Raw genomic sequence first — 25,401 nt, 5'->3', positions numbered from 1 at the left:
GCCGGCCGGCCGGCCGTCATGGCACGTCTAGCGCCGCGCTTCGTCCAATGCCGCGCACAGCTGTTCCGCGGCATCCACCAGCCGCGGCCCGGGCCGGTACAGGGAGTCGGCGTCCAGCCCGTAGATGCGCCCGTGCAGGGCGGCCGGCAGGCCGCGCTGCTGCCATGCCTGGCGGCTGGCCTGGGTGTCGCCTGGGGTCAGCGTGCCCACCAGCACGGCATCCGGCCGCGCCGCCAGCACGCTTTCCAGCGACACTTGCGGCGCCAGGATGGCGGCGTCTGCGTATACGTTCACGCCGCCGCACAGGCGCACGGCATCGCTGACGATGCTGGCGCCGTTCAAGGTGTAAATGGGTTGCAGGCCCGCCTGGATGAACACTCGCACTGGCGTGCGGCCGGCGTAGCGGGCCGACAGCGCCGACAGCCGCGCGCGCAGGGCGGCGGCGGCGGGCGCGGCCTGGTCTTCGGTGCCGAACAGCCGGCCCATGGTTTCGACCGCATCCGGAATCGCGGCCAGGGTGCGCGGGTCGCTGTAGTACACCGGCACGCCCAGCCGGCCCATCAGGTCGCCCAGCGGATCCGGCATGGCGGGCTGCCAGGCGATCAGCAGGTCGGGCCGCAGCGCGGCGGCGCTTTCCAGGCTGGGCCGCAAGGCGTCGCCAATAGAGGGCAGGGCGCGGGCCGCCGGTGGATAGTCGCTGCCGCGCGCGGCACCGGCCAGGTAGCGCCCGGCACCGGCCGCGTAGACCAGCTCGGTGGCGTGCGGGGCGACCGTGATGGCACGCCGCGCCGGCGCCGCCAGCGTCACCGCGCGGCCCTGGTCGTCGTGCACCGTAATGGGGCCCGCCTGCGCCGCGGCAGCAGCCAGCCCGACCGCCAGCGCCGCGGCCAGCCGCCGCAGCCGTCCCGCCGCGCCACGCGACCCACCCGCAAATAAAACAGATGCAGCCAGACCGGGGACGCCGCGGAGCCGGCTTTGCCGGTTCGCCAGCGTCGCCCCCTTGAGGGGGGAAGCGCGCAGCGCTTTGGGGGTGGGTTTCATTTCCGGTCCGCCAGCGTCGCCCCCTTGAGGGGATGAGCGCGGACATGGAACAGTCCTTGAGGACTGTTCCATGCCTGGCGAATCCGAGCGGCCTGCCAGCCGCGAGGTGGAAAGCGCGTAGCGCTTCGGGGATGGGTCTCCATCAGTATCGGATGGTCAGCGCCGCCTGCACATTGCGGCCGGCGGCCGGGTACAGGTTATAGGCGCCGGTCGGCCCCATGCTGCCCGACCGGATGCCGTAGGTGGCGTATTCGCGGTCGAACAGGTTGTTCACCGCCAGCGTGCCGGACACGTTCTTGGTGAACGCATAGCCGATCTTGCCGTTGACCAGCACGTAGTCATCGAGCTGCTTGTCGAACTCGTTGGTCTGGTCGTTGTCCATGCGCGCCTTGCCGACATACTGCGCCGCCAGGCTGACGAACAGCTTGCCGTCCGGACGCCAGGTGGCGCCCAGGTTGGCCATCCACTTCGGCACCAGCGGCACCGTGTTGCCCGCCAGGTCCACGCCGTTGTAGGTGCCCGAGCGGAATTCGGCCTGCAGCCACGTCACGTTGGCGTCCAGCGCCAGCGTGCGGGTCAGCGCGTGGTGGCCTTCCAGCTCGACACCCTGGCGGCGGGTGGGTTCCAGGTTGATGTTCGAGAACGTCACCGGGTTGTATTGGATTTCGTTGGTCAGGTCGTAGCGGAACCAGGTCAGCCGCGCGCTGGAGGCTTCCGATTGCCACAGGATACCCAGTTCCTTGTCGACCGAGGTCTGCGGCTTGAGCGGGGTAGCCACGTACAGCAGCTCGTCGGAGTTGGCCAGGCGGAAGCTGCGCCCCACCTTGCCGTAGGCGCTGAAGCCGGCCGCCACTTCCTGGCGCAGCGCCAGTTGCCAGGCACCCAGGTGGCGGGTTTCGTCGGAATTGCCGCTGAAGCCCGACAGGGTTTCCAGTTGGTCGCGGGCGTACTGGCGGCGCCCGCCCAGCGTGATGCGGGTGGTGTCGGTGGCCTGCACCTGGGCTTCGGCGAACACGCCATGCTGGTGCTGCTCGGCGCGCCAGCGGTCGCCAATGGGCGAGAACGAGTATTCGTTGGTGGCGTCCAGATCGCTGTCGAGCATGTCCACGCCCATGACCAGGGCATGCCGGCCGGCCACGGGCAGGTGGTAGCGCACGCTGCCCGTGGTCTCGCTCAGGTCCTGGGTGCGCGTGGTGTCGCCGAAGGCGCTGCCGGTGAAGCCGGTCAACGATTTGTCGCGCTGGCCCAGGTCGGCGTACAGCGTGCCGGCGCCCAGGCGTTGTTCGACTTGCACGCCGAAGGCATCGGTCTGGGTCTTGATGAAGTCGTCGGGGGTCGACGTGCCGCGCGGGTCGTCTTCGTATTCGTTCAGGCCGGTGGCCGGATCGACCCGGCGCGGGCCGGGCAGCCCCAGCTTTTGCCGGGTGGTGCGGGCGTACAGGCGCACCGCGCCGGTGTCGTGGCGAAAGCCCAGGCCCACGCCGCCGCTGTCGCGACTTTCGCGGTTGTTGTCGCGATAATTGTCGGTGCGCAGCGTCTGGCCGTAGACATCCACCGTGACGTGCTCGTTTTGCAGGCCGATGGCCGCGTCGAGCTGGTGCAGGCCGAAGTTCCCCACGGTGCCGGTCACGCTGGCCGATACCGGCTTGCCGTTGGTGTTGCCGCGCTTCGTGATGATGTTGATGACGCCGCCCGTGGTGCCGCCGCCATATTGCACCGAGCCGCTGCCGCGCACGATCTCGATGCGCTCGATGCGGTCCAGCGGCACCGTGCCCAGCGATGGGGCCGACAGGTCGTTGTTGTTCTGCGGCACGCCGTCGATCAGGATCAGCGTGTTGCCGGGGCCTGTCAGGCCGAAGCCGCGCAGGTCGACCATCGCCTGTTCGGCCGCGCCGGTGCTGTTGATGACGTGGATGCCAGCCTGGCTGGACAGCAATTCCTGCACGGTGACCGCGCTGCTGGTGCGTATCTGTTCGGCGGTCAGCACCGATACCTGCACCGGCTGGTCGCGGGCGTCGGTGGGCACGCGCGAGGCGGTAACCGTAACGGTGTCGAGCTGGGGAACGGCGGGGGCGCCGGCCGGATCTTGCTGGGCGGCGGCCAGGGCGGGCACGGCGCAAGTCAACATACCGGCGGTGCGCCGGAAGAAGCGGGATTTCATCGAACGAACCTCGGTGTGACGCGCGACCCCGCACGTCGTTCTCGATAAGGGGCGCGCGCAAGGCGCGTCCCCGGTGGGCGAACCGGCCGGTATCGGGCTGCCATGCGGCGCAGGGCGCGGCATGGGGACCGTTGCGGGGGCAGCACAGGCTGGGCGCGTGGCACCTTCCTGTTTCCCGTTTACCTTCCGGCGCGCAAGCGCCCCGGAAGCACCGGTTCGGGGCCGAACTGTATCACCCGCGGGCGCGGCGCGACCCGTTTTGTTACCATCAAGCGTTGGTTTTCGGGCGTTTTTTGCCTTTTCGCCACATTTCCGAGACTTCCCCCGTGCCGTATCCCCGCTTGCCCTATCCGCCGTCGTCATACACCCGCGGCGGCGACTTCGCCCGCTTGCTCGGCCAGCGCATCCTGATCCTGGACGGCGCCATGGGCACCATGATCCAGCGCTACAAGCTGAGCGAGGCCGATTTTCGCGGCGAGCGCTTTGCCGACCATGGCAAGGACCTGAAGGGCGACAACGAACTGTTGTCGCTGGTGCGGCCCGACATCATCGACGAGATCCACCGCCAGTACCTCGAGGCCGGCGCCGACGTCATCGAGACCAACACCTTCGGCGCCACCTCGGTCGCGCAGGGCGACTACGACCTGCCCGGGCTGGCTTATGAACTGAACCTGGAATCTGCCCGCCTGGCCCGCGCCGCCTGCGATGCCTACAGCACACCCGACAGGCCGCGCTTCGTGGCGGGTGCCCTGGGCCCGCAGCCCAAGACCGCGTCGATTTCCCCCGACGTCAACGACCCCGGCGCGCGCAACATCACGTTCGACGAATTGCGCGAGGCCTATACCGAGCAGCTCAACGGCCTGCTCGACGGCGACATCGACATTGTGCTGATCGAAACCATTTTCGACACGCTCAATGCCAAGGCCGCCATTTTTGCGGTGGAATCGGTCTTCGAGGCGCGCGGCGTGCGCCTGCCCGTGATGATCTCGGGCACGGTCACCGATGCTTCCGGGCGCATCCTGTCGGGCCAGACGGTCGAGGCGTTCTGGAACTCGGTGCGCCATGCGCGGCCGGTTACCATCGGCCTGAACTGTGCGCTGGGGGCGGCGCTGATGCGGCCCTACGTGGCCGAGCTGTCCAAGATCTGCGATACCTACGTCTGTGTGTATCCCAATGCCGGCCTGCCCAACCCGATGGCCGAGACGGGCTTCGACGAAACGCCGGCCGACACCTCGGCCCTGCTTGAGGAATTCGCGCGCGCCGGGCTGGTGAACATGTCGGGCGGCTGCTGTGGCACCACGCCCGACCATATCCGCGCCATTGCCGACAAGGTGGCCGCGCTGACGCCGCGTGCCGTGCCCGAGATCGCGCCCAAGACGCGCCTGTCGGGGCTGGAGCCGCTGAACATCGACGAGGAATCGCTGTTCGTCAACGTGGGCGAGCGTACCAACGTGACCGGCAGCAAGATGTTCGCGCGCCTGATCCGCGAAGAAAAATACGACGAGGCGCTGGCCGTGGCGCGCCAGCAAGTGGAAAACGGCGCCCAGATCATCGACATCAACATGGACGAGGCCATGCTGGATTCGGTGGCCTGCATGAGCCGGTTCCTGAACCTGATCGCCTCCGAGCCCGACATCGCGCGCGTGCCGATCATGATCGACAGCTCGAAATGGGAAGTGATCGAGGCCGGCCTGAAGTGCGTGCAGGGCAAGCCGGTGGTCAATTCGATTTCGATGAAAGAAGGCGTGGACGCGTTCCGCCATCATGCGCGGCTGTGCCGCCGCTACGGCGCGGCCGTGGTGGTGATGGCTTTCGACGAACAGGGCCAGGCCGACACGCTGGCGCGTCGCCAGGAAATCTGCGGGCGTGCCTACCAGATACTGGTCGAGCAAGAGCAGTTTCCGCCCGAAGACATCATCTTCGACCCCAACGTGTTTGCCGTGGCAACCGGCATCGATGAACACAACCACTATGCGGTGGACTTCATCGAAGGCGCGCGCTGGATCCGCCAGAACCTGCCGCATGCGCGCATCTCGGGCGGTATCTCGAACGTCAGCTTCTCGTTCCGCGGCAATGAGCCGATGCGCGAAGCCATCCACACCGTGTTCCTGTACTACGCCATTCGCGAAGGCCTGACGATGGGCATCGTCAACGCCGGCCAGTTGGGCGTGTATGCCGACCTGGCGCCGCAATTGCGCGACCTGGTCGAAGACGTGATCCTGGACCGCGCCGAGCCCGTGGGCAAGGCAGATGCCGCCGACGACCGTACGCCCACTGAGCGCCTGGTGCAGTTCGCCGACACGGTGAAGGGCTCGGGCGCCAAGAAAGAAGAAGACCTGGCCTGGCGTACCGGCGAGGTCGAGGCACGCCTTTCGCACGCACTGGTGCACGGCATTACCACCTTCATCGTCGAAGACACTGAAGAAGTCCGCCAGAAAATCGACGCGCGCGGCGGCCGCCCCATCGAGGTGATCGAAGGCCCCCTGATGGACGGCATGAACATCGTGGGCGACCTGTTCGGCGCCGGCAAGATGTTCCTGCCGCAGGTGGTGAAATCGGCGCGGGTCATGAAGCAGGCCGTGGCCCACCTGATCCCGTTCATCGAGGAAGAAAAGCGCCAGATCGCCGCCGCCGGCGGCGATGTGCGGGCCAAGGGCAAGATGGTGATCGCCACTGTCAAGGGCGATGTGCACGACATCGGCAAGAACATCGTGTCGGTGGTCTTGCAGTGCAATAACTTCGAGGTCGTGAACATGGGCGTCATGGTGCCGTGCGCGCAAATCCTCGACAAGGCGAAGGAAGAAAAGGCCGATATCGTGGGCCTGTCGGGCCTGATCACGCCCAGCCTGGAAGAAATGGCCTACGTGGCCTCGGAAATGCAGCGCGATCCGTACTTCCGGGATCGCAAGATTCCGTTGATGATCGGCGGTGCCACCACCAGCCGGGTACACACGGCCGTGAAGATTGCGCCCAATTATGACGGGCCTGTCATTTATACGCCCGACGCCAGCCGCGCCGTGGGCGTGGCGGCCAACCTGGTGTCGGACCAGGCGCAAACCTATATCGACGAGATAGCGAAAGAATACGAAGACGTGCGCCGTCGCCATGCCAATCGCAAGGCCGCGCCGCTGATCTCGCTGGCCCAGGCGCGCGCGGCGCGCCCGCAGCTCGACTGGTCGGCCTACGTGCCGCCGCGCCCGAAGTTCATCGGCCGGCGTTCGTTCAAAAGCTACGACCTGGCCGAGATCGCCAAGTACCTGGACTGGACGCCGTTCTTCCAGACCTGGAGCCTGTTCGGGCAGTTCCCGGCCATTCTCGAGGACAAGGTAGTGGGCGAGCAGGCGCAGAAGGTCTACGCCGACGGCCAGGCCATGCTCAAGCGCATCATCGACGGCCGCTGGCTGACTGCCAACGGCGCGGTGGCGTTCTACCCGGCCAACACGGTCAATGGCGAAGACATCGAGGTCTACGCCGACGAGTCGCGCAGCAAGGTGCTGTTCACCTACCGCAACCTGCGCCAGCAAGGCGTCAAGCGCGAAGGCATCAGCAACAAGTGCCTGGCCGATTACATCGCGCCCAAGTCCAGCGGCGTGGCCGACTACATCGGCATGTTCGCCGTGACGGCGGGGTTGGGCATCGAGAAAAAAGAGGCCGAGTTCCAGGCAGCGCTGGACGATTATTCCAGCATCATGCTCAAGGCCATGGCCGACCGGCTGGCCGAGGCCTTTGCCGAATGCCTGCACGCACGCGTGCGCCAGGACTTGTGGGGCTACGCGGCCGACGAGGCGCTGTCCAACGACGAAATGATCGCCGAGAAATACGCCGGTATCCGGCCGGCGCCGGGCTACCCGGCGTGCCCGGAACACGTGGTCAAGCGCGACCTGTTCGATGTGCTGGACGGCGATGACATCGGCATGATGCTGACCGACAGCTATGCCATGTATCCGGCTTCCAGCGTGTCGGGGTTCTACTTCAGCCACCCGGAGTCGCAGTACTTCAACGTAGGGACCATCGGGGCGGATCAGTTGGCAGACTACATCGCGCGCAGCGGGCGCAGCGAAGAGGATGTGCGGCGCACGCTTGGCCCCAGCCTGGGGTAGGCCGCCGGGGCAGGTCTTGCAATGGAAGAAAAGCGTGGCATGACGCCATCATCTGCACATCTCGATAGCTCAACGCGCCGCCGCCACGCGCTGGGCGAATTCGTGCGCGCTGCGCGGGCACGCATCACGCCGCAGATGGCGGGCCTGCCCGAAGGAATGCGACGGCGCACGCCCGGGTTGCGGCGCGAAGAAGTGGCGCAACTGTGCGGCATCAGCGTCACCTGGTACACCTGGATCGAGCAGGGCCGCGAGGTATCGGTGTCGCCGGCGGTATGGGCGCGCATCGCGGCCGTGCTGCAACTGGCCCGTGCCGAGCGCGCCTATCTGTTCGAACTGGCCGAATGTGCCGACCCCCAGCATCCGCGCGACGATGCCAGCGAGGCCCCCGGCCTGCTGCGCGAATGCGTGGATGCCATCACGGCGCCTGCCTATGTGCTGGACCGCGCCTGGAACGTGCTGGTGCACAACGCGCCCATGCGCGAACTGTTCGATGATTGGCCGGTGCGCGACCCGCAGCCTAATTTGTTGCGCTACATTTTCCTGGACCCGGCCGCGCGCGAGCTGGTGGTGGACTGGGACCAGCGCGCCCGCCGCGTGGTGGCCGAATTCCGGGCCGACGCGGGGGCGCACCTGGACGAGCCTGATGTGCTGGCCCTGCTCGACGAGCTGAATCGCGACAGCGACGTGTTCGCGCATTGGTGGACGCGGCATGCGGTGGTGGAGCGTGAAGGGGGCTTGCGTGAGTTCCAGCATCCGCATCGCGGCAGGCTGGCCTACCAGCAGACGACATTCAGGCTGGCCACGCATCCGGACCTGAAGTTGGTGATGCTGCTGGAAGGTGCATAGGCTTTGTGGCTCTGTGCAAGTCGAGCCGCGGGCACGCGCTGATGCGTCGTCACCTGTACTATCGGCCGGCCTGGGTGGTTCATCCGGCGCAGCGTAGCCCCGGCCCTGCGGCCAGTCTATGCGCACTTCCCGATGTCAGGCGGATCGCATGATTGCACGCCAATTCAATCCGGCAGCCCTGCTTCCAGCAGGCCATCGAGCAGTTTGCGGATGGGCGCGGGCAGGGCCAGGCCCGCCAGTTCGGCGGGGCCGGCCCAGCGTTGCGGCAGGCCGGCCTCGGCCAGGCTGGCGGCGGGCTTCACCGGCAAGTACCAGGGCTTGATATGCAGGCGATAGTGCGTGAACGTGTGCGCGAAGGCGGCCAGTTCGTAGCGTTGCAGCGGTTCCAGCCCCAGCAGGCGCGATGCCTGGGCCGGGTCGCCGCCGGCTTCGAATTCGGGCAGGCTCCAGAGGCCGCCCCAGATACCCGGCGCCGGCCGCTGCTGCAGCAAGATGGCACCATCGCGCTGCAGTACCAGCATGCTGGTACTGCGTTCGGGAATGGCCTTGCGTACCTTGGGGGTGGGCAGTTCGGCCTGGCGCCCGTCGCGGCGCGCGATACAGGTGCCGGCTACCGGGCAGCGTGCGCAGTCGGGCTTGCCACGGGTGCATAGCGTGGCGCCCAGGTCCATCAGGCCCTGGGTATAGGCGGCCATGTCCAGGCCCGGCGCGCCGGCCACCTGGGCGTCGGCCAGTGCCCACAGCCGTTGTTCGATTTCGCGCCGCGCCGGGTCGCCTTCGATGCCGAAATGCCGGGTGAACACGCGCTTGACGTTGCCGTCCAGGATGGGGGTGCGTTCGCCGTAGGCGAATGCGGCGATGGCGGCGGCCGTCGAGCGGCCGATGCCCGGCAGGGTGGCGATCTGTTCGGCCGTGGGCGGAAACCGCCCACCCCATTCGTGCACCACCGTTTGCGCGCAGCGGTGCAGGTTGCGGGCACGCGCGTAGTAGCCCAGGCCGGCCCAGTAGGGCATGACGTCGTCTTGCGAGGCGGCCGCCAGCGTGGCCACGTCGGGAAAGCGTTCCAGGAAGCGCTGGTAGTACGGAATGACCGTGGCCACCTGCGTCTGCTGCAGCATGATTTCGGACAGCCAGATCCGGTAGGGGTCTTGCGTGCGTTGCCAGGGCAGACCATGGCGGCCCTGGCTGGCTTGCCAGGCGACGATGCGGGGGGCGAAATCCATAACCGTGCATTATCGCATCGCTGATTGCCACGGCTGTCTCGCTGCGGGTTATTGCCCTATGGCTGAGCAAGGTGGAGCGGATGGTTTCATTTTTAGTCCTGGCCCCAGCGCCGCGGGACTGCGTTGTCTGCAAATTCGAACCCTTGGTGGCCATGAGGCCGTTTTGCCAGGTGCCTGGCGCCCGTAGGGTGTCAATCGCCCTATTGCGCCGCTCCGCCGCCCCAGGTACAACCTGGATAGAACAACGGCACTATCGCCCGTGCCGGCCCGTCCCGGCTTCACAAGAGCCGGCGCGCGCAACTGGCCCGGGCATCCAAGACCCTCGGAGTAGACATGAATGCCCCTCTTACGCCCGCCCAGCGCGCGGCGCTTGCTTCCGTCCAGCTGGACGACAAATACACCCTGGAAACCGGCCGTGCCTGGATGAGCGGCATCCATGCCCTGGTGCGCCTGCCCATGATGCAGCGCGTGCGCGACCAGCGCGCCGGGCTGAACACTGCCGGCTTCATCTCGGGCTATCGCGGCTCGCCGCTGGGTGGCGTCGACCTGAACATGTGGAAGGCCGCCAAGTACCTGAAGGCGCACCACATCGAATTCCAGCCGGGCATCAACGAAGACCTGGCCGCCACCGCGGTCTGGGGTTCGCAGCAGGTCAACCTGTTTCCGGGCGCGCGCTACGACGGCGTATTCGGCATGTGGTACGGCAAGGGCCCGGGCGTGGACCGCTGCGGCGACGTGTTCAAGCATGCCAATGCGGCTGGCACGGCGCCCCATGGCGGGGTATTGGTGGTGGCGGGCGACGACCACCCGGCCAAGTCGTCCACGCTGCCGCACCAGAGCGACCACATCCTGAAGGCCTGCATGATCCCGGCCCTGTTCCCGTCCAGCGTGCAGGAAGTGCTGGACTACGGGCTGCATGGCTGGGCCATGAGCCGCTACGCCGGCGTGTGGGTGGGCATGAAATGCATCACCGACATCGTCGAGGTGTCGGCCTCGGTCGATGTCGATCCCGATCGCGTGCCTATCGTGCTGCCGGGCGATTTCCTGCTGCCGCCCGACGGCCTGAACATCCGCCTGCCCGATACGCCCTTGCAACAGGAAGCGCGGCTGCTCGACTACAAGCTGTACGCGGCGCTGGCCTATGCGCGCGCCAACGGCCTGAACCGTGAGCTGTGGCAGGTGCCGCAAGGCGAGGCGCGCTTTGGCATCATGACGTCCGGCAAGGCCTACCTGGACACCCGCCAGGCGCTCGCCGACCTGGGCCTGACCGAACAGGCCTGTCGCCGCATCGGCCTGCGCCTGTTCAAGGTGGGCATGGTGTGGCCGCTGGAAGCCGCCGGCGTACAGCAGTTCGCCGAAGGGCTCGACGAGATCCTGGTGGTCGAGGAAAAGCGCCAGGTGCTGGAATACCAGTTGAAGGAAGAGCTGTTCAGCTGGATCGGCACAGGCAAGAAGATTCCGCGCGTGGTGGGTAAGTTCGATGACAAGGACGGCGGTGAATGGTCGGTGCCGCAGGGCAACTGGCTGCTGCCGGCGCATTACGAATTCTCGCCCGCCATGGTGGCCAAGGCGGTAGGCGCGCGCCTGCTGCGGTTCGCGTTGCCCGACGACGTGCGGGCCGGCATCGAGGCCCGGCTGGCTTTCATTGCGGCCCGCGAGCAGGCGCTGGCCAAGCCGCGCGTGGTGGCCGAGCGCAAGCCCTGGTTCTGTTCAGGCTGTCCGCACAACACCTCCACGCGCGTGCCCGAAGGTTCGCGCGGCATGGCCGGTATCGGTTGCCACTACATGGTGACCTGGATGGGGCGCAACACCCAGGCCTATACGCAGATGGGCGGCGAGGGTGTGCCGTGGATAGGGCAGGCGCCGTTCACCGACGAGAAGCACGTGTTCGCCAACCTGGGCGACGGTACCTACTACCATTCGGGCCTGCTTGCCATCCGCGCGGCGGTGGCGGCCAAGGTGCCCATCACCTACAAGATCCTGTTCAACGACGCGGTCGCCATGACGGGCGGCCAGCCGGTGGATGGGCCCATCGACGTGCCGATGATCACTCGCCAGATGGCGGCCGAGGGCATCGACAAGATCGTCGTCGTCACCGACGAGCCGCACAAGTACCAGGGCGCCACCAACCTGGCGCCGGGCGTACCGGTGCGGCATCGCGATGATCTCGATACCGTCATGCGCGAACTGCGCGAATATCCGGGCGTGTCCGTGCTGGTCTATGACCAGACCTGCGCCACCGAGAAGCGGCGCCGCCGCAAGCGCAACGCGTATCCCGACCCGGCGCGGCGCGTGGTCATCAACGACCGCGTCTGCGAAGGCTGCGGCGACTGTTCCGAGCAATCGCACTGCCTGTCGGTCGAGCCGCTGGAAACCGAATTCGGCCGCAAGCGCACCATCAACCAGTCGAGCTGCAATAAAGACTATTCCTGCCTCAAGGGGTTCTGTCCCAGCCTGGTCACGGTGGAAGGCGGGCGCTTGCGCAAACCCCGGGCCCTGGCCCAGGAAGGCGCCATCGACGCCGGCCTGCCGGAACCGGCGGTGCCCGCCCTGGCCCAGCCGTATGGGGTGTTCGTCGCCGGAGTGGGGGGCACGGGCGTGGTGACCATCGGCCAATTGCTGGGCATGGCCGCGCACCTGGAAGACAAGGGCTGCTCGGTACTGGACATGGCGGGCCTGGCCCAGAAGGGCGGTGCGGTGTATTCGCATGTGATGCTGACCCAGTCGCCCGACGGCCTGCTCAATACCCGCGTGGCCATGGGCGAGGCCGACCTGGTGCTGGCCGGCGACCTGGTCGTGGCGGCCAGCCAGGAATCGGTGGCCCGCATGCGCGCAGGCCGCACCCGCGTGCTGCTCAATAGCGATGTGGCGCCTACCGCCGCGTTCGTCAATGATCCCGACTGGCGCCTGCCGGGGGCCGACCTGCAGGCCGACCTGCGCGCCGCCTGCGGCCAGGGCAGCGTCGATGCGATCGATGCTGCCGAACTGGCAGTCGGCCTGCTGGGCGACGCCATCTACGCGAATCCGCTGATGATGGGCTACGCCTACCAGAAAGGCTGGCTGCCGCTGGGCCAGGCGGCATTGCTGCGCGCCATCGAGCTCAACGGCCAGCAGGTGCCCGCCAACCTGGCGGCGTTTGCCTGGGGACGTCGCGCGGCGCACGACCTGGCCGCCGTGCAGCGCCTGGTGGGCCGCGCCGTGGCGCCGCAGGCCGATGGCTTTGTCGAAGTGCGGCGTGGCCAGTCCGGGGGCGCGGTGGTCGATATCAAGCGGCCCGCCGGCGAGCTCGATGCAGTGATGGCGGTACGCAGCGACTTCCTTGCCGCCTACCAGAATGCGGCTTACGCCGCCCGCTACCGCGACCTGGTCCAGCGCGTGGCGCAGGCCGAACAGGCGGCCACCGGTACCACGCGCCTGGCGGCCGCCGCCGCCCGCTATTACTTCAAGCTGATGGCGTACAAAGACGAATACGAGGTGGCGCGCCTGTACACCGATGGCGAATTCCTGAAGCAGATCGACGCGCAGTTCGAGGGCGACTGGAAGCTGCGCCTGCACCTGGCACCGCCGCTGCTGGCCCGGCGCGATGCGCAAGGCCGCCTGGTCAAGCGCGCATATGGCCCCGGCGTGCTGAAGGTGTTCGGGGTGCTGGCGCGGCTGCGCTGGCTGCGCGGCACGCCGCTGGACCTGTTCGGCCATACCGCCGAGCGCCGTGCCGAACGTGCCCTGATCGAGACCTATCGCAGCGACCTGCTGGCCATCCTGCCCAAGCTGAACCGGGCCAACCTGGATCGGGCCGTGGCGCTGGCCACCCTGCCTGAAACCATACGGGGTTATGGCCACATCAAGGAGGCCGCGATGCACAAGGCGGCTGCCCGGCGCGCCGAGCTGATGCAGGGCTTCAGTGCAACCGTGGTACCCATAGACGGCGTACGCGCCGCCTGAGGAAGCTTCAGCCTGTGGCGGTGGGCCGGGTGAAGCGCTCGAAGCGGGGCGCGGCCGGCGCCCCGAAGCGCTCTACGCGCGGCGGGGTCTGGGCCTTGGCCCGCGCCGTCTGGGCGGCCGCCTGTTCGCGCTGGGCGATAAGGGCTTCGGCCTTGTGGTGATGGGGCGCCATCTTGCGCACCATCACCTGGCCGTTGCGCGGGAAGTACCCGATGCGGCGCGCATGCACGTCGCCCAGGTCTTGCGCCAGCACCGGGATGCCTTCGATTTTCAGGTAATTGAGCACAAAGCGGGCGTTGCGTTCGCCGATATTGAGCTGCTGCATGGCGCTCAGCACCGCGCCGCCGCCGAATACCTTTGCTTCAAGGCGCTCGCGCGCCGCGCCAGCCTTGAGCAACTCGTTGATCAGCACTTCCATGGCAAAAGCCCCGTAGCGCATCGTGGCCGAGGCTGGCGAGTCGGTATCGCCTTCGGGCAGCATGAAGTGGTTCATGCCTCCTATGCCGGTATGCGGGTCGCGGATACAGGCCGCCACGCACGAGCCCAGCACGGTCGAGATCATGAGATCTTCTTCTCCTGCCGCGACATAGTATTCATTGGGCAGCACCTTCACCGCCGGGCAATGAAAAGCGCTATCAAAATAGTGACGAGTCGCGCGGGCGTCGAGGCGAGAGGACATGGAAGGAACGCATCAGGAATACAGCACGATCAAAGAAAAAGAAAAATCTGCCGGCGGAATATGTTAGCAAATTTGTTTTATGTAAAAAAATATAATGATTTTTTCGGCAAAACACCCCTGCGTTGCGGCGATGCGAACGCGGCGGGGCCAGGGCAGCGATAATGCGTCCCTATTTCCCGATGCCGCACCGGCTGTCAGCCAATGTAGCGGCGATCGGGGCGTTTCTTTTCGGCCATCAAAGGGATTAAAAGCGCGTACTGCGGGTGACTGACCAGCGCGCCGCCAGGGCGCCCAGGATGCTGGTGCCCGCCACAGCGGCCGCCAGCACCGACAGCCCCGGCAGATGCAGGGCGAAGTCGGCGCCATAGCTGCGTGCCAGCCCCAGCAGGGCGCCATTGAGCGGCGCCAGCGCAATGGCGGCCGCGCCGATGGCCACCAGCGCGGCCAGGGCGCCGGACAGGGCACCCAGGTACAGGAAGGGCCTGCGCACGAAGGATTCGGTGGCGCCCACCAGGCGCGCCACGGCGATTTCTTCGCGCTGCAGCATGGCCTGCATGCGCACGGTGTTGAATACGGCCGCCAGCACCACGGCGGCCACGCAGGCCGCCAGGAAAAGCAGGCCCACGCGTGCGAAGCGCAGGATGGCTTCCAGCCGCTGCACCCAGGCGCTGTCGAGCTGTACCTGGTCGACGTGTTCCCATTGCTGCCAGGCCTGGGCCAATTGGTCGGCGCGTTGCGCCAGTTGTTCGCCTTCGGTCAGGGTGGCTACCACGGCGTCGGGCAGGGGGTTGCCCGGCAACACGGCCAGCGCCTGGTCCCAGGTGGGGTCGTTGCGCAGCGAGGCCAGGGCATCGTCGCGCGGCACCACGCGCACGGCCCGGACCTGTTCGGTGTTGTCGGCACGGATGCGTTGCGCAATGGCGTCGGCCGCGCCCGCGGGGGCGTCGGTCTGCAGGAACAAGGTCAGTTCGGGCGTGACCGATACCTGGCGTGCCAGGGGCTGCGCCGATACCAGGATGGCCCCGCCCAGCAGCGGCAAGGCCAGCGCCAGGGCCATGACCAGCAGGTTGGCCAGCGTGGAGAAGGGCTGCGCGGCCAGGCGGCGCAGGGTAACCGTCAGGGCGTAGCGGTGCTGCCGCAGCCAGGATCTCATGCGTGGGCTCCCGAGTCGTGGAACTTGCCGGGCTCGAGCCGCAGCGTGCGCGTGGCGTATTGGGTCAGCAGCGCTTCATCGTGCGAGGCGATCAGGGTGGTGACGCCGACCCGGTTGAAATCGCGGAATACGTTCAGGATGCGTCGTGCCGTATCGTGGTCCAGGTTGGCGGTGGGTTCGTCGGCGATCAGGATGGCGGGGCGGTTGACGATGGCGCGCGCAATGGCCAGGCGCTGTTGTTCGCCGCCCGACAACTCGATGGGATTCATTTCTTCTTTGCCGGCCAGCCCGACTTTATCGAGCGCGGCGCGCGCCCGGCCGGTGGCCGAGTCGGGGGCCTGGCCGGTAACCGCCAGCGGCAGCATGACGTTCTGCAGGGCGCTGCGGTCGAACAGCAAGTGCGTGTCCTGCAGGATCACGCCCACCGCGCGGCGCAGGTAGGGCCGAGCCCGCGCCGGCAGTTTGTCCAGCCGCTGGCCGTTGACCTGGATGGAACCCCGGCTGGCGGGTTCGAGCCCTCCTATCAGTTTGAGCAAGGTGGACTTGCCTGCGCCCGATGCGCCTGACACGAAGATGAACTCGCCGGCGCTGACCCGGAAGTTGATGTCGGCCAGGATATTTCGGCCGCGCCCGTACGATTTGAAGACGTGCTGGAATTCGATCATGGCGGCTGATGTAAATGAAGCAGCAATAGTACCGCGCGGCGATCGGGGCAGAGGTTGCAGATTTTTTCCGTCCCTTTTTTTCGATTTACCCGTCAAGGGATTTCCCCCATGTCCCCGAATATCCCGAGCCGCTACCATCCCGGCGATGCTTGATGCGCCTCATTCCATGCACTCAAGGCTTCCTACAGGAGATCCAAGATGAAAGCACTGAAATTAGCCGCCGTTGCCGCCGCACTGTTCGCAGCGTCTTCGGCGGCCAACGCTGGCGCCACCTTCGACAGCGTCAAGAAGAAGGGCTTTGTCCAGTGCGGCGTGTCTACCGGTATTCCCGGGTTCTCCATTGCGGACAGTAAAGGCCAGTGGCAAGGCATTGACGTGGATATGTGCCGCGCCATCGCCGCCACCATGTTCAACGACGCCAGCAAGTTCAAGGTCACGCCGTTGAACACGCAGCAGCGCTTCACGGCACTGCAGTCGGGCGAAGTCGACGTGCTGACCCGCAACACCACCCAGACCCTGACCCGCGACACCACCCTGGGCCTGATCGGCGCCGGCGTCAACTACTACGACAGCCAGGGCGTGATGGTGTCCAAGGAACTGGGCGTCAATAGCGCCAAGGAACTGAACGGCGCCACCATCTGCGTGCAGCCGGGCACCACCACCGAACTGAACCTGGCCGACTGGTTCCGCGGCCAGAAGATCGAATTCAAGCCGGTGGTGATCGACAAGTACGACGAGATCATCCGTGCCTTCTCGGCTGGCCGCTGCGATGCGTTCACCACCGACAAGTCGCAACTGGCCTCGACCCGCACTACGCTCGAGAACCCCGACAACTACGTCATCCTGCCGGAAGACTTCTCGAAAGAACCGTTGGGTCCCATGGTTCGCCAGGGCGACGAGCAATGGTTCAACATCGTGCGCTGGTCGCTCAACGCCATGCTGGAAGCCGAGGAATACGGCATCACGTCGAAGAACGTCGATGAAATGGCCAAGAACTCCAACCCCAATATCCAGCGCATCCTGGGCGTGACCCCGGGCATGGGCAAGAACCTGGGCGTGGACGACAAATGGGCATTCACCATCATCAAGCAGGTGGGCAACTACGGCGAAGTCTTCGAACGTACGCTGGGCAAGGACAGCGCCATGAAGCTCGAACGTGGCCTGAATGCTTCGTATAAGGACGGCGGCTTGATGTACGGCTGGCCAGTGCGCTAAGCACGGCTGCCCGGCAAGGCGGGGTCGGCCCGCCTTGCCAAGCCCGCTAGTGGCGGGCGGCAGGAGTAAGGTGGCGACAGGGTTCCCCGGCCATTCCTGTTCGACTTCTGTAGATTCATTCCATGACGACAAACAACCCATCAGTCCCGGCAGCGGCGCCCAAGCGACGCTTGAGCTGGAACGATCCCGGCGTGCGCGCCGTGGTCTATCAGGTTGTCGCGCTGGCCTTGGTCGCCCTGGCCGTGTGGTTCCTGGTTTCCAATACACTGCACAATCTGGCGGTACGCAATATCTCTACCGGCTTCGGTTTTCTCGGGCGCGAGGCCGGTTTCGCCATCGGCGAGACGCCCATCGAATACACCGCCGCCAACACCTATGGCCGCGCCATCGTGGTCGGTCTGCTCAATACGCTGCGTGCGGCCGTGCTGGGCATTGTGCTGGCCACCATCCTGGGCACCCTGATCGGGGTAGGCCGGTTGTCCAAGAACTGGCTGATGGCCAAGGTCTGCTCGGTATATGTCGAGGTGATGCGCAATGTGCCGCTGCTGCTGCAACTGTTCTTCTGGTATGCGCTGATCACCGAGAACATGCCTGGCCCGCGGCAGGCGGCCAATCCGCTGCCCGGCGTGTTCATATCGAACCGCGGCCTGAAAGTGCCGGCCCTGGAAGGCAATTCGCTGGACTGGATCCTGGGTGGGCTGGCGCTGGCCATCATCGGCACCATCGTGGCGGCGCACTGGGGCAGGAAGCGCCAGGAAGCCACTGGCCGGGTATTCCCGCTGGGGCGCGTGGCGCTGGGCCTTTTCGTCCTGCTGCCCATCGTGGGCTGGCTGGCAAGCGGTGCGTCGCTGACACTGAACATGCCGGAACTGAAAGGCTTCAACTTCAGCGGCGGCCTGACGCTGTCGCCGGAATTCGCGGCCTTGCTGGCCGGCCTGGTGATCTACACCTCGGCCTTCATCGCCGAAGTGGTGCGCTCAGGCATCCAGGCCGTCAATTACGGGCAATGGGAAGCGGCCGGCTCGCTGGGCCTGCGCCGTTCACGGGTGCTGCGCCTGGTGGTGCTGCCGCAGGCCCTGCGCGTGATCATCCCGCCCATGACCAGCCAGTACCTGAACCTGACCAAGAACAGTTCGCTGGCCGTGGCCATCGGGTATCCCGATATCGTGTCGGTCGTCAACACCACCATGAACCAGACCGGGCAGGCCATCGAGGGCATCCTTATCATCATGGCGGCCTACCTGACCGTCAGCCTGTCGATTTCGGTGTTCATGAACTGGTACAACAAGCGCATTGCGCTGGTGGAGCGTTGATATGAGCACGACTACGCCTATCCCCAGCGAAGGCCTGCCGCCGCCCCGCAGCCAAGTGGGCGTGTGGGCCTGGCTGAAAGAGCGCTTGTTCTCGTCGCCCTTGAGCATCCTGGCCACGGTGCTGGTGGCCTGGATACTGCTGATGTCCGTGCCGGCCCTGGTCGAATGGGCTTTCCTGCAGGCGGACTTCACCTCGTCGACCGCGCAGGAATGCCGCAAGGCCGCCGGCGCATGCTGGGCGTTCATCGCCGAGAAGCACCGCCTGATCCTGTTCGGCACGTATCCCTACGACGAGCAGTGGCGTCCGCTGCTGGCCACCCTGATCTTGATCGGGGTCATCATCTGCAGCGGCCTGCGCCGCTTCTGGAACCTGCGCCTGGCCCTGATCTGGATCGTCGGCCTGAGCGCCGTGGCGGTGCTGATGTGGGGCGGCGTGCTGGGCCTGACCTACGTCGAGAACGCGCAGTGGGGCGGCCTGCCGCTGACGCTGATCCTGTCGACCTTCGGCATTGCCTTCGCGTTCCCGTTCGGCGTGCTGCTGGCGCTGGGCCGCAAGTCGAAAATGCCGGCCATCAAGGCGCTGTGCGTCGTGTATATCGAGCTGATCCGCGGCGTGCCCCTGATCAGCCTGCTGTTCATGTCGTCGGTGATGCTGCCGCTGTTCTTGCCGGTGGGTTTTTCCATCGACAAGCTGCTGCGCGCGCAGATCGCCATCATCATGTTCGCGGCGGCGTACATCGCCGAGACCGTGCGCGGCGGCTTGCAGGCTATCCCGAAGGGGCAATACGAGGGTGCCGATTCGCTGGGCCTGAGCTACTGGCAACAGATGAACAAGATCATCCTGCCGCAGGCGCTGCGTATCGTGATCCCGCCCCTGGTCAGCATTTTCATCGCGTTGTTCAAGGATACGTCGCTGGTGGTGATCATCGGCATCTTCGACCTGACGCTGGCCGCCAAGGCGGCGCTGTCGGATGCCGCCTGGCGCGGCTTCGGGGTCGAGGCCTATATCTTCATCTCGCTGATCTACTTCGTGTTCTGCTTTTCGATGTCGAAATACAGCCAACGCCTGGAAAAGCGCCTGGCGGCCGGGCACCAACGATAGTTGCCGGGCCCGCGCTCGCCAGTGGCGAGCCGGGCTGGCGCACCTTATGGGAGTACAGGCATGAGTGATGCCATCATCCGCATGCAGAACGTGAACAAGTGGTACGGCCAGTTCCACGTGCTGCGCAACATCAACCTGGACGTGGCGCCCGGTGAACGTATCGTGGTGTGCGGTCCGTCCGGTTCGGGCAAGTCGACCATGATCCGCTGCATCAATCGGCTGGAAGAGCACCAGCAGGGCCATATCATCGTCGACGGCACCGAGCTCACCAACGACCTGAAGCACATCGAGACCATACGCCGCGACGTGGGCATGGTGTTCCAGCACTTCAACCTGTTTCCGCACCTGACCGTGCTGGAGAACCTGACGCTGGGCCCCACCTGGGTGCTGAAGAAGCCGCGCGCCGAGGCCGAGGCCGCCGCCATGAAGTACCTGGAGCGCGTGCGCATTCCGGAGCAGGCCAATAAGTATCCCGGCCAGTTGTCAGGCGGCCAGCAGCAGCGCGTGGCGATCGCGCGTTCGCTGTGCATGAGCCCCAAGATCATGCTGTTCGATGAGCCCACGTCGGCCCTGGATCCCGAAATGGTGAAGGAAGTGCTGGATGTGATGGTGACGCTGGCACAGGAAAGCGGCATGACCATGCTGTGCGTGACGCATGAAATGGGCTTTGCGCGCAAGGTGGCCAACCGCGTCATTTTCATGGATCGCGGCGAGATCATCGAACAGAACAGCCCGGACGAGTTCTTCGACAACCCGCAGAACGAACGTACCAAGCTGTTCCTGAGCCAGATCCTGCACTGAGGGCGGCTAGGGCTGCAAGGAGTGGCCTGCCGCAGGCTGCCCGGTTACTGCCCGGTACACATGCGCGGTGCTGTCCAGGAAGCGCTGCAGGCCGAACGATTCCAGGCTCTTGCGCCGGGCGGCCCGTCCCATTTCCCGCAGGTCGTAGAGGCCGCGAGCCATGCCGCCCAGCAATTCTGCCAGGGCTTCGGGCTGAGCCGGCGGCACCACCCAGCCATCGCGGCCCGGGTCGATGTTCTCGGGCAGGCCGGCATAGTCGGTGACGATCACAGGCTTGCCCATGGCCATCATCTCGCGGCAGGCGAACGAGATCGTCTCTACGCGGGTCGACAGCACGAAGCCCACATCGATGGCGGCAATGAAAGGCCGGACGTCCTTGAGCGAGCCGGCATGGGTGACGCGGCCGTTCATGCCCGATGCGTCGAGCTCGGCCTGCTGCGATTTACTGAAGGGTTCGCCGGCCAGCGCGATATGGAAGCGGTCGGCGACCTCGGCGGGCAGCAGGGCGACGGCGCGCACGATATCGAGCCAGGATTTGTAAGAGGCGGTGCCCGCGTTGCTGCCCAGCACGATGCGGCCTTCGGCGCGTTCGCCCAGCAAGGCGCGGCGATGGGCGGCTGCCTCTGCGTCATCGGCCGGGCTCAGGTATGCGGTGTCCACGCCATTGAAGACGGTGCTGATGCCGCATGCGCGATAAGGGCTGTCTCGCACCGCGCGCTCGACGTGCTTGCACACCGCGATGACGTGGTCTGTGCCGCAGCGGGCGCGCAGCGTGGCGCTGGCGCGCGAGATGGGAATATTGTTGTGCTTGGTGAAGACGATGCGCGGCTTGTTCTTCATGAAGCGCGTCGCCATGATCACCAGCCGGTGGTCGGCCGATCCGTTGACGTGGACGACGTCGAAGCGCCCCGCTTTCAACAGGGCGCGCATCGTGCGCAAGGCGGCGGGAAGCTTGTATATGCGCGAGGGATAGTCCTGGGGGTGCCGCGTAACGCCAGGAATCTGCCCGGCAAGCGCATACAGCGCACTCGTGGCAGGGACTGCCACGGCGATGCGGCACTTCCCCGACAGGCCCGCCGCCAGTCGCGATACATAAATGGTGTGCCCACCAATATCCGGGCCGGCGTGGAAGTTCGTGTAGAGAATGTTCATGGCGTTGGGGCTTGGGTGGATGTCGAACCATACATGTCAATTTGCTGTCGTTTTGCTTGCATAATGTAAGTTAACGAAAGTAATTGATTCTTAATGATTCGCCACAAGGCACGCCATCATGACCCGACGCAGCCTGGCCAATCGACCGACCAAGCGGGGCCGCTTGCCGTTGTTCCAGGCACTTGGCCGCAGGGGCTGGAGTATGCTAGCTGCCGCACAGAAGCCCCTACTGGAGACCAAAACAAATGCGCAACCCGCAAACTTCCCCTGTTTCGTCCACCCGCCGAGCCCTGGTGCGCGGCGCCGTGGCCTTGGCCGCGGCCCTGTCGTGGATGGCGCCCGCTACCGCGCAGAGCACCGATTTCCCCACCAAGCCGCTGCGCTTCGTGGTGCCGTATCCTCCTGGCGGCCCGCTCGATTCCACCGCCCGCCTGCTGGCCGAGAAAGTGCGTGCCTCGCTGGGCCAGCCGATCATTGTCGAGAACCGCTCCGGCGCGGGCGGCAATATCGGCGCCGACCTGGCCGCCAAGGCCGAACCCGACGGCTATACGCTGGTGATGGGCGCGGTGGCCACGCATGCCATCAATCCATGGCTGTTCGCCAACCTGCCGTACGATCCCATCAAGGACTTCGCGCCGGTCACCATCGTGGCCGCGGTGCCCAATGTGCTGGTGATGAACGTCGAGTTCGCCAAGAAGAACGACATTGCGTCGCTGGCCGACCTGATCGCCTACGCCAAGAAGAACCCGGATCGCCTGAACTACGGTTCGGGCGGCAACGGCAGCGCCGGCCACCTGGCGGGCGAGCTGCTGAAGGCGCGTGCCGGCATCGACGTGGTGCATGTACCGTACCAGGGCGCTGCGCCGGCGCAGTTGGCGCTGCTGGGCGGGCAGTCGGATTTCATGTTCGACAACCTGGCCGCCTCGGCGCCGCTGATCAAGGACGGCAAGGTCAAGGCGCTGGCCGTGACCACGCTGCAGCGTTCGTCGCTGCTGGCCGATGTGCCCACCATGGATGAGGCGGGCGTCAAGGGTTTCGACCTGGGGACGTGGTTCGGGGTGTTCACCACCGGCGGCACGCCTGCCGATGTGGTGGCCAAGCTGAACAAGGCCTACGCTGATGCCCTGCGCCTGCCGGATGTGCGCCAGCGCCTGCTGGCCATGGGGTCGGAGGCCGAGCCCATGAGTGCGGAGGCGTTTGCCGAGTTCGTGAAGAACGAGAAAGACAAGTACCAGGAGATCGTCAAGTTGTCTGGGGCCAGCCTGAACTGATCGGCCAGAAATGAACGGCCAGGTGTCAGGCACCCTGCGGGAGCCTGACACCTGCCGCTGCCCAGCGCGGCTGGCCATTGCTTTCGCGCATGGGCGGGCTACATCACTGCAGGCAGTTCTCTACCCGCCAGCCATACAGCCACTGCAGCGCCCCATAGAACTGCTCCTGCGTCTTGCCTGCCCACAGGCTGTTGCGCACTTGCCGTTCGACACCTTGAGCGTGATAGATGCGGCCCATTTCGCGGGTGGACCATACCACGCGCGCGCTGCGCGGGATGCGTACCGATTCGTATCGCCGGAACGCCGCCTGCAGGTCGCCGTCGCAGGCCTGCACGGCCGCGCCCAGCGTGGCCGCATCTTCCAGGGCCATGCAGGCGCCTTGCGCCATGTACTGGGTCATGGGATGCGCGGCGTCGCCCAGCAGGGTGACGCGGCCCTGGCCCCAGTGCTCGACGGGCTCGCGATCGGCCGTGGCCCAGCGTCGCCACGAGGTGGGGCGGTCCAGCATCTGGTGCGGGCGCGGGTGGATGCCCTGGAAGTAGCTCAGCACTTCTTCCTTGCTGCCGTCGCGCACGCCCCATTCTTCTTGTTCGCGGCTGTGGAAGGTGACCACCAGGTTGTATTGCTGGCCGCCGCGCAAGGGGTAGTGCACCAGGTGGCAGCGCGGCCCGGCCCACAGCACGGGGGCGTTGATGCGCAGCTCTTCGGGCATGTTGTCGCGTTCCACTACCGCGCGGTACACGACGTGGCCGGTCACGCGGGCCGGATCGCCCACCATGCGTTCGCGGATCACCGACTTGACACCATCGCAGCCGATCACCGCATCGGCGCGGTGGCGCTGGCCCTGGGTGTCTATCACTTCGACCTGCGCGCCGTCTTCGCGCACATCGGCGATCTGGGTCGAGGTGCGGAAACTGATCAGCGGGTCGCGCTGCACTGCTTCCAGGATGGATAAATGGATGTCGGCGCGGTGGATGACGGCGTAGGGGCCGCCAAACCGTTCGCGGAACGCGGCGCCCGTGTCGATGCGCACCACTTCATTGGCATCGACCGCATCCATCATGATGATATGGTCGGTAAAGACCGCGCGGCTGCGCGCGGTCTGGCCGACGCCCAGGGCATCCAGCGCGGCGAAGGCATTGGGGCCCAGCTGGATGCCCGCGCCGATCTCGCCGATGTGGCTGGCTTGTTCCAGCAACTGCACGGCGATGCCTTGGCGGGTCAATGCCAGGGCGGCGGCCAGGCCGCCGATGCCGCCGCCGACCACGATGGCCGATTGAGTTGTCGTCGTACTGCTCATGGTGTCGTGCTCCTGCGGGCTTGCTGGCCGTGCCCACGCGGGGGCCGGGAAAGAATGGCGGGCCGCATCATGCCGGCTCGCCCAGGAAGGCGCCCTGATGGCGCAGTTGGTCTTGCAATGCCGCCGCGGGCAGCTGGCCGGGGGCCACGCCGGCGCGCAACGCCAGCGCGGCGGCGGTGCCGGCCGCTTCGCCCATGACAAAGCAACTGCCGCTGACGCGCGCGGCCGACTGGCCTTCGTGCGTCATGCCGGCGCAGCGGCCCGCCACCAGCACGTTGCGCGCCGCGCCAGGGGCCTGGCGCGGCACGATCATGCGCAGCGGCAGCTGGTTGTAGCCGCGCGATTGCGGAATCGGCGGCCATACCCACTGCACGTCGCCCGCCACGTGGATTTCCAGCGGCCAGCCATTGACGCCGATGCTGTCGGCGAAATCGGCGCACCCCAGCACGTCGTCGCGGCTGAGCATGTATTCGGCCACGATGCGGCGCGTTTCGCGTATGCCCAGTTGCGGGGCGATATCCAGCACGTAGGCGCGCTCGAAGCCCGGCACCCGCGCGCGCAGGAACGCCAGGTAGTCGACGATCTGCCGGCGGCCTTCCAGTTCGCCGGCCGACAGCGACAGGGCATCGGTGCCGTCGGCGGCCGAGCCGTCGGGATTGCTGAGCTGGGTCACGTTGACCCGCCATTCGTAATCGTGCTTCTGGGGGCGCACGATGGCACCGCGCCGCGGGAAACGGAATTCGCCGCTGGCCTCGGCCTCATCCATCAGCTGCGGAATGATCTTCCAGGCCTCGCGGGCACGTTCGCCGTCGACGTTGCCCACCTTGAACATCAGGGTGGGATACATCATGTGGCCCTGGCCATCGCCTTTTTCGAAGGGCAGGCCGGCCCACTGGGCAATGTCGGCATCGCCCGAGCAGTCGATGAACACGCGGCCGCGCACCGCACGGGGCCCCGACTTGGTTTCCAGCAGCAAGGCGTCCACCGCGCCATCCGCGCCGCGCACGATGCCCGTGGCCAGTGCATGGAACAGCACCCGGGCGCCGCTGTCGTGCAGCAGGCCGTCGGCCGCGCACTTGAAGGCCGACACATCGTAGGCCTGGGCGTGGATCTTGCCCAGGATCAGGTGCGGGTCGTTCAGGCCGTCCAGTGCGCGCATGCGGTCCAGCAGGTCGTCTGCCATGCCATGCACCACCTGACGGATATCGCCATGCACATTGGCGTGCAGCCCGCAGAAATTCGAGACGCCCGCCGCCGTGCCCATGCCGCCCAGGAAGCCATAGCGCTCGGCCAGCAGCACCATGGCGCCGTTGCGTGCGGCGCTGGCCGCCGCCAGCAGGCCGGCCGGGCCGCCGCCCAGCACGACCACGTCGTATTCGCCATGCACCGGAATCTGGCGCGCGGGTTCGGTGACGTACATCGCTTGCTCCTTGCGTG

General features: G+C 66.4%; 17 protein-coding genes and 1 riboswitch. Of the genes, 8 read left to right on the top strand and 9 right to left on the bottom strand.

Going from position 1 to position 25,401, the window contains the following annotated elements; genetic code table 11:
- Positions 1-27: 27 nt before the first annotated feature.
- Both KW845_RS15890 and KW845_RS15885 read right to left on the bottom strand, forming a co-directional pair.
- A complete protein-coding gene (locus KW845_RS15890) occupies positions 28-1,041 on the bottom strand; it encodes a cobalamin-binding protein (protein WP_218370277.1) in 1,014 nt (337 codons plus the stop codon).
- Positions 1,042-1,183: 142 nt separating this feature from the next.
- Positions 1,184-3,202 carry a TonB-dependent receptor gene (locus KW845_RS15885; RefSeq protein ID WP_218370276.1) on the bottom strand — a complete coding sequence of 673 codons (2,019 nt, stop codon included), beginning with the start codon at positions 3,200-3,202 and terminating at the stop codon, positions 1,184-1,186.
- A gap of 66 nt (positions 3,203-3,268) precedes the next feature.
- Positions 3,269-3,433: riboswitch (cobalamin riboswitch) on the bottom strand.
- A gap of 95 nt (positions 3,434-3,528) precedes the next feature.
- On the opposite strand from KW845_RS15885, the gene metH reads away from it, so the two are divergent.
- Together metH and KW845_RS15875 are read left to right on the top strand one after the other, a co-directional pair.
- Positions 3,529-7,302 (top strand): methionine synthase, encoded by a 3,774-nt coding sequence (gene metH, locus KW845_RS15880; protein ID WP_218370275.1) that lies wholly within the window; start codon positions 3,529-3,531, stop codon positions 7,300-7,302.
- A gap of 39 nt (positions 7,303-7,341) precedes the next feature.
- On the top strand, positions 7,342-8,148 hold the full coding sequence (locus tag KW845_RS15875; protein ID WP_218370274.1) for a helix-turn-helix transcriptional regulator: 807 nt from the start codon (positions 7,342-7,344) through the stop codon (positions 8,146-8,148).
- A gap of 164 nt (positions 8,149-8,312) precedes the next feature.
- Here the strand turns inward: KW845_RS15875 and mutY are convergent, their stop codons facing one another.
- The gene (gene mutY / locus KW845_RS15870; RefSeq protein WP_218370273.1) at positions 8,313-9,371 is read right to left on the bottom strand and encodes an A/G-specific adenine glycosylase; all 1,059 of its coding nucleotides are present in this window, start codon (positions 9,369-9,371) and stop codon (positions 8,313-8,315) included.
- A gap of 333 nt (positions 9,372-9,704) precedes the next feature.
- Between mutY and KW845_RS15865 the strand changes: the two genes are divergently transcribed.
- Entirely contained in the window at positions 9,705-13,313 is a 3,609-nt protein-coding gene (locus KW845_RS15865) for an indolepyruvate ferredoxin oxidoreductase family protein (RefSeq protein WP_218370272.1), read from the top strand.
- A 7-nt stretch (positions 13,314-13,320) separates the two neighbouring features.
- Here KW845_RS15865 and cheD read toward each other — a convergent pair whose 3' ends face one another.
- The 3 genes from cheD to KW845_RS15850 form a co-directional block, all read right to left on the bottom strand.
- Positions 13,321-13,992, bottom strand: a complete 672-nt coding sequence (cheD, locus tag KW845_RS15860; protein ID WP_218370270.1) for a chemoreceptor glutamine deamidase CheD — start codon at positions 13,990-13,992, stop codon at positions 13,321-13,323.
- A 244-nt stretch (positions 13,993-14,236) separates the two neighbouring features.
- Positions 14,237-15,145: an ABC transporter permease gene (locus KW845_RS15855; RefSeq protein ID WP_218370268.1), complete on the bottom strand. Its 909-nt coding sequence runs from the start codon at positions 15,143-15,145 to the stop codon at positions 14,237-14,239.
- The gene (locus KW845_RS15850; protein WP_218370267.1) at positions 15,142-15,810 is read right to left on the bottom strand and encodes a cell division ATP-binding protein FtsE; all 669 of its coding nucleotides are present in this window, start codon (positions 15,808-15,810) and stop codon (positions 15,142-15,144) included. The genes KW845_RS15855 and KW845_RS15850 overlap by 4 nt, the downstream gene beginning before the upstream one ends.
- A 198-nt stretch (positions 15,811-16,008) precedes the next feature.
- Between KW845_RS15850 and KW845_RS15845 the strand changes: the two genes are divergently transcribed.
- The 4 genes from KW845_RS15845 to KW845_RS15830 all read left to right on the top strand — a co-directional run bounded on the left by KW845_RS15845 (position 16,009) and on the right by KW845_RS15830 (position 20,241).
- Positions 16,009-17,025, top strand: a complete 1,017-nt coding sequence (locus tag KW845_RS15845; RefSeq protein ID WP_218370266.1) for an amino acid ABC transporter substrate-binding protein — start codon at positions 16,009-16,011, stop codon at positions 17,023-17,025.
- Between the two features lie 122 nt (positions 17,026-17,147).
- On the top strand, positions 17,148-18,338 hold the full coding sequence (locus KW845_RS15840; RefSeq protein ID WP_218370265.1) for an amino acid ABC transporter permease: 1,191 nt from the start codon (positions 17,148-17,150) through the stop codon (positions 18,336-18,338).
- A gap of 1 nt (position 18,339) precedes the next feature.
- The gene (locus tag KW845_RS15835; RefSeq protein WP_218370264.1) at positions 18,340-19,440 is read left to right on the top strand and encodes an amino acid ABC transporter permease; all 1,101 of its coding nucleotides are present in this window, start codon (positions 18,340-18,342) and stop codon (positions 19,438-19,440) included.
- Between the two features lie 60 nt (positions 19,441-19,500).
- Positions 19,501-20,241: an amino acid ABC transporter ATP-binding protein gene (locus KW845_RS15830; protein ID WP_218370263.1), complete on the top strand. Its 741-nt coding sequence runs from the start codon at positions 19,501-19,503 to the stop codon at positions 20,239-20,241.
- 6 nt (positions 20,242-20,247) lie between these two features.
- Here KW845_RS15830 and KW845_RS15825 read toward each other — a convergent pair whose 3' ends face one another.
- A complete protein-coding gene (locus KW845_RS15825; RefSeq protein ID WP_218370262.1) occupies positions 20,248-21,393 on the bottom strand; it encodes a glycosyltransferase family 4 protein in 1,146 nt (381 codons plus the stop codon).
- Between the two features lie 245 nt (positions 21,394-21,638).
- Here KW845_RS15825 and KW845_RS15820 point away from each other — a divergent pair, with 245 nt between their 5' ends.
- Positions 21,639-22,664 carry a tripartite tricarboxylate transporter substrate binding protein gene (locus tag KW845_RS15820; protein WP_218370261.1) on the top strand — a complete coding sequence of 342 codons (1,026 nt, stop codon included), beginning with the start codon at positions 21,639-21,641 and terminating at the stop codon, positions 22,662-22,664.
- A gap of 103 nt (positions 22,665-22,767) precedes the next feature.
- On the opposite strand, the gene KW845_RS15815 is transcribed toward KW845_RS15820, so the two are convergent.
- Together KW845_RS15815 and KW845_RS15810 are read right to left on the bottom strand one after the other, a co-directional pair.
- Positions 22,768-23,964, bottom strand: coding sequence for a 3-hydroxybenzoate 6-monooxygenase (locus KW845_RS15815; RefSeq protein WP_218370260.1), 1,197 nt, complete (start codon positions 23,962-23,964; stop codon positions 22,768-22,770).
- Positions 23,965-24,031: 67 nt separating this feature from the next.
- Positions 24,032-25,384, bottom strand: a complete 1,353-nt coding sequence (locus KW845_RS15810; protein ID WP_218371393.1) for an FAD-dependent oxidoreductase — start codon at positions 25,382-25,384, stop codon at positions 24,032-24,034.
- Positions 25,385-25,401 lie beyond the last annotated feature (17 nt).

The sequence above is a fragment of the Bordetella sp. BOR01 genome (assembly GCF_019218885.1).
In the GTDB taxonomy this organism is placed as follows: domain Bacteria; phylum Pseudomonadota; class Gammaproteobacteria; order Burkholderiales; family Burkholderiaceae_B; genus Bordetella_A.
This window is presented reverse-complemented; position numbering and strand designations above follow the sequence as displayed.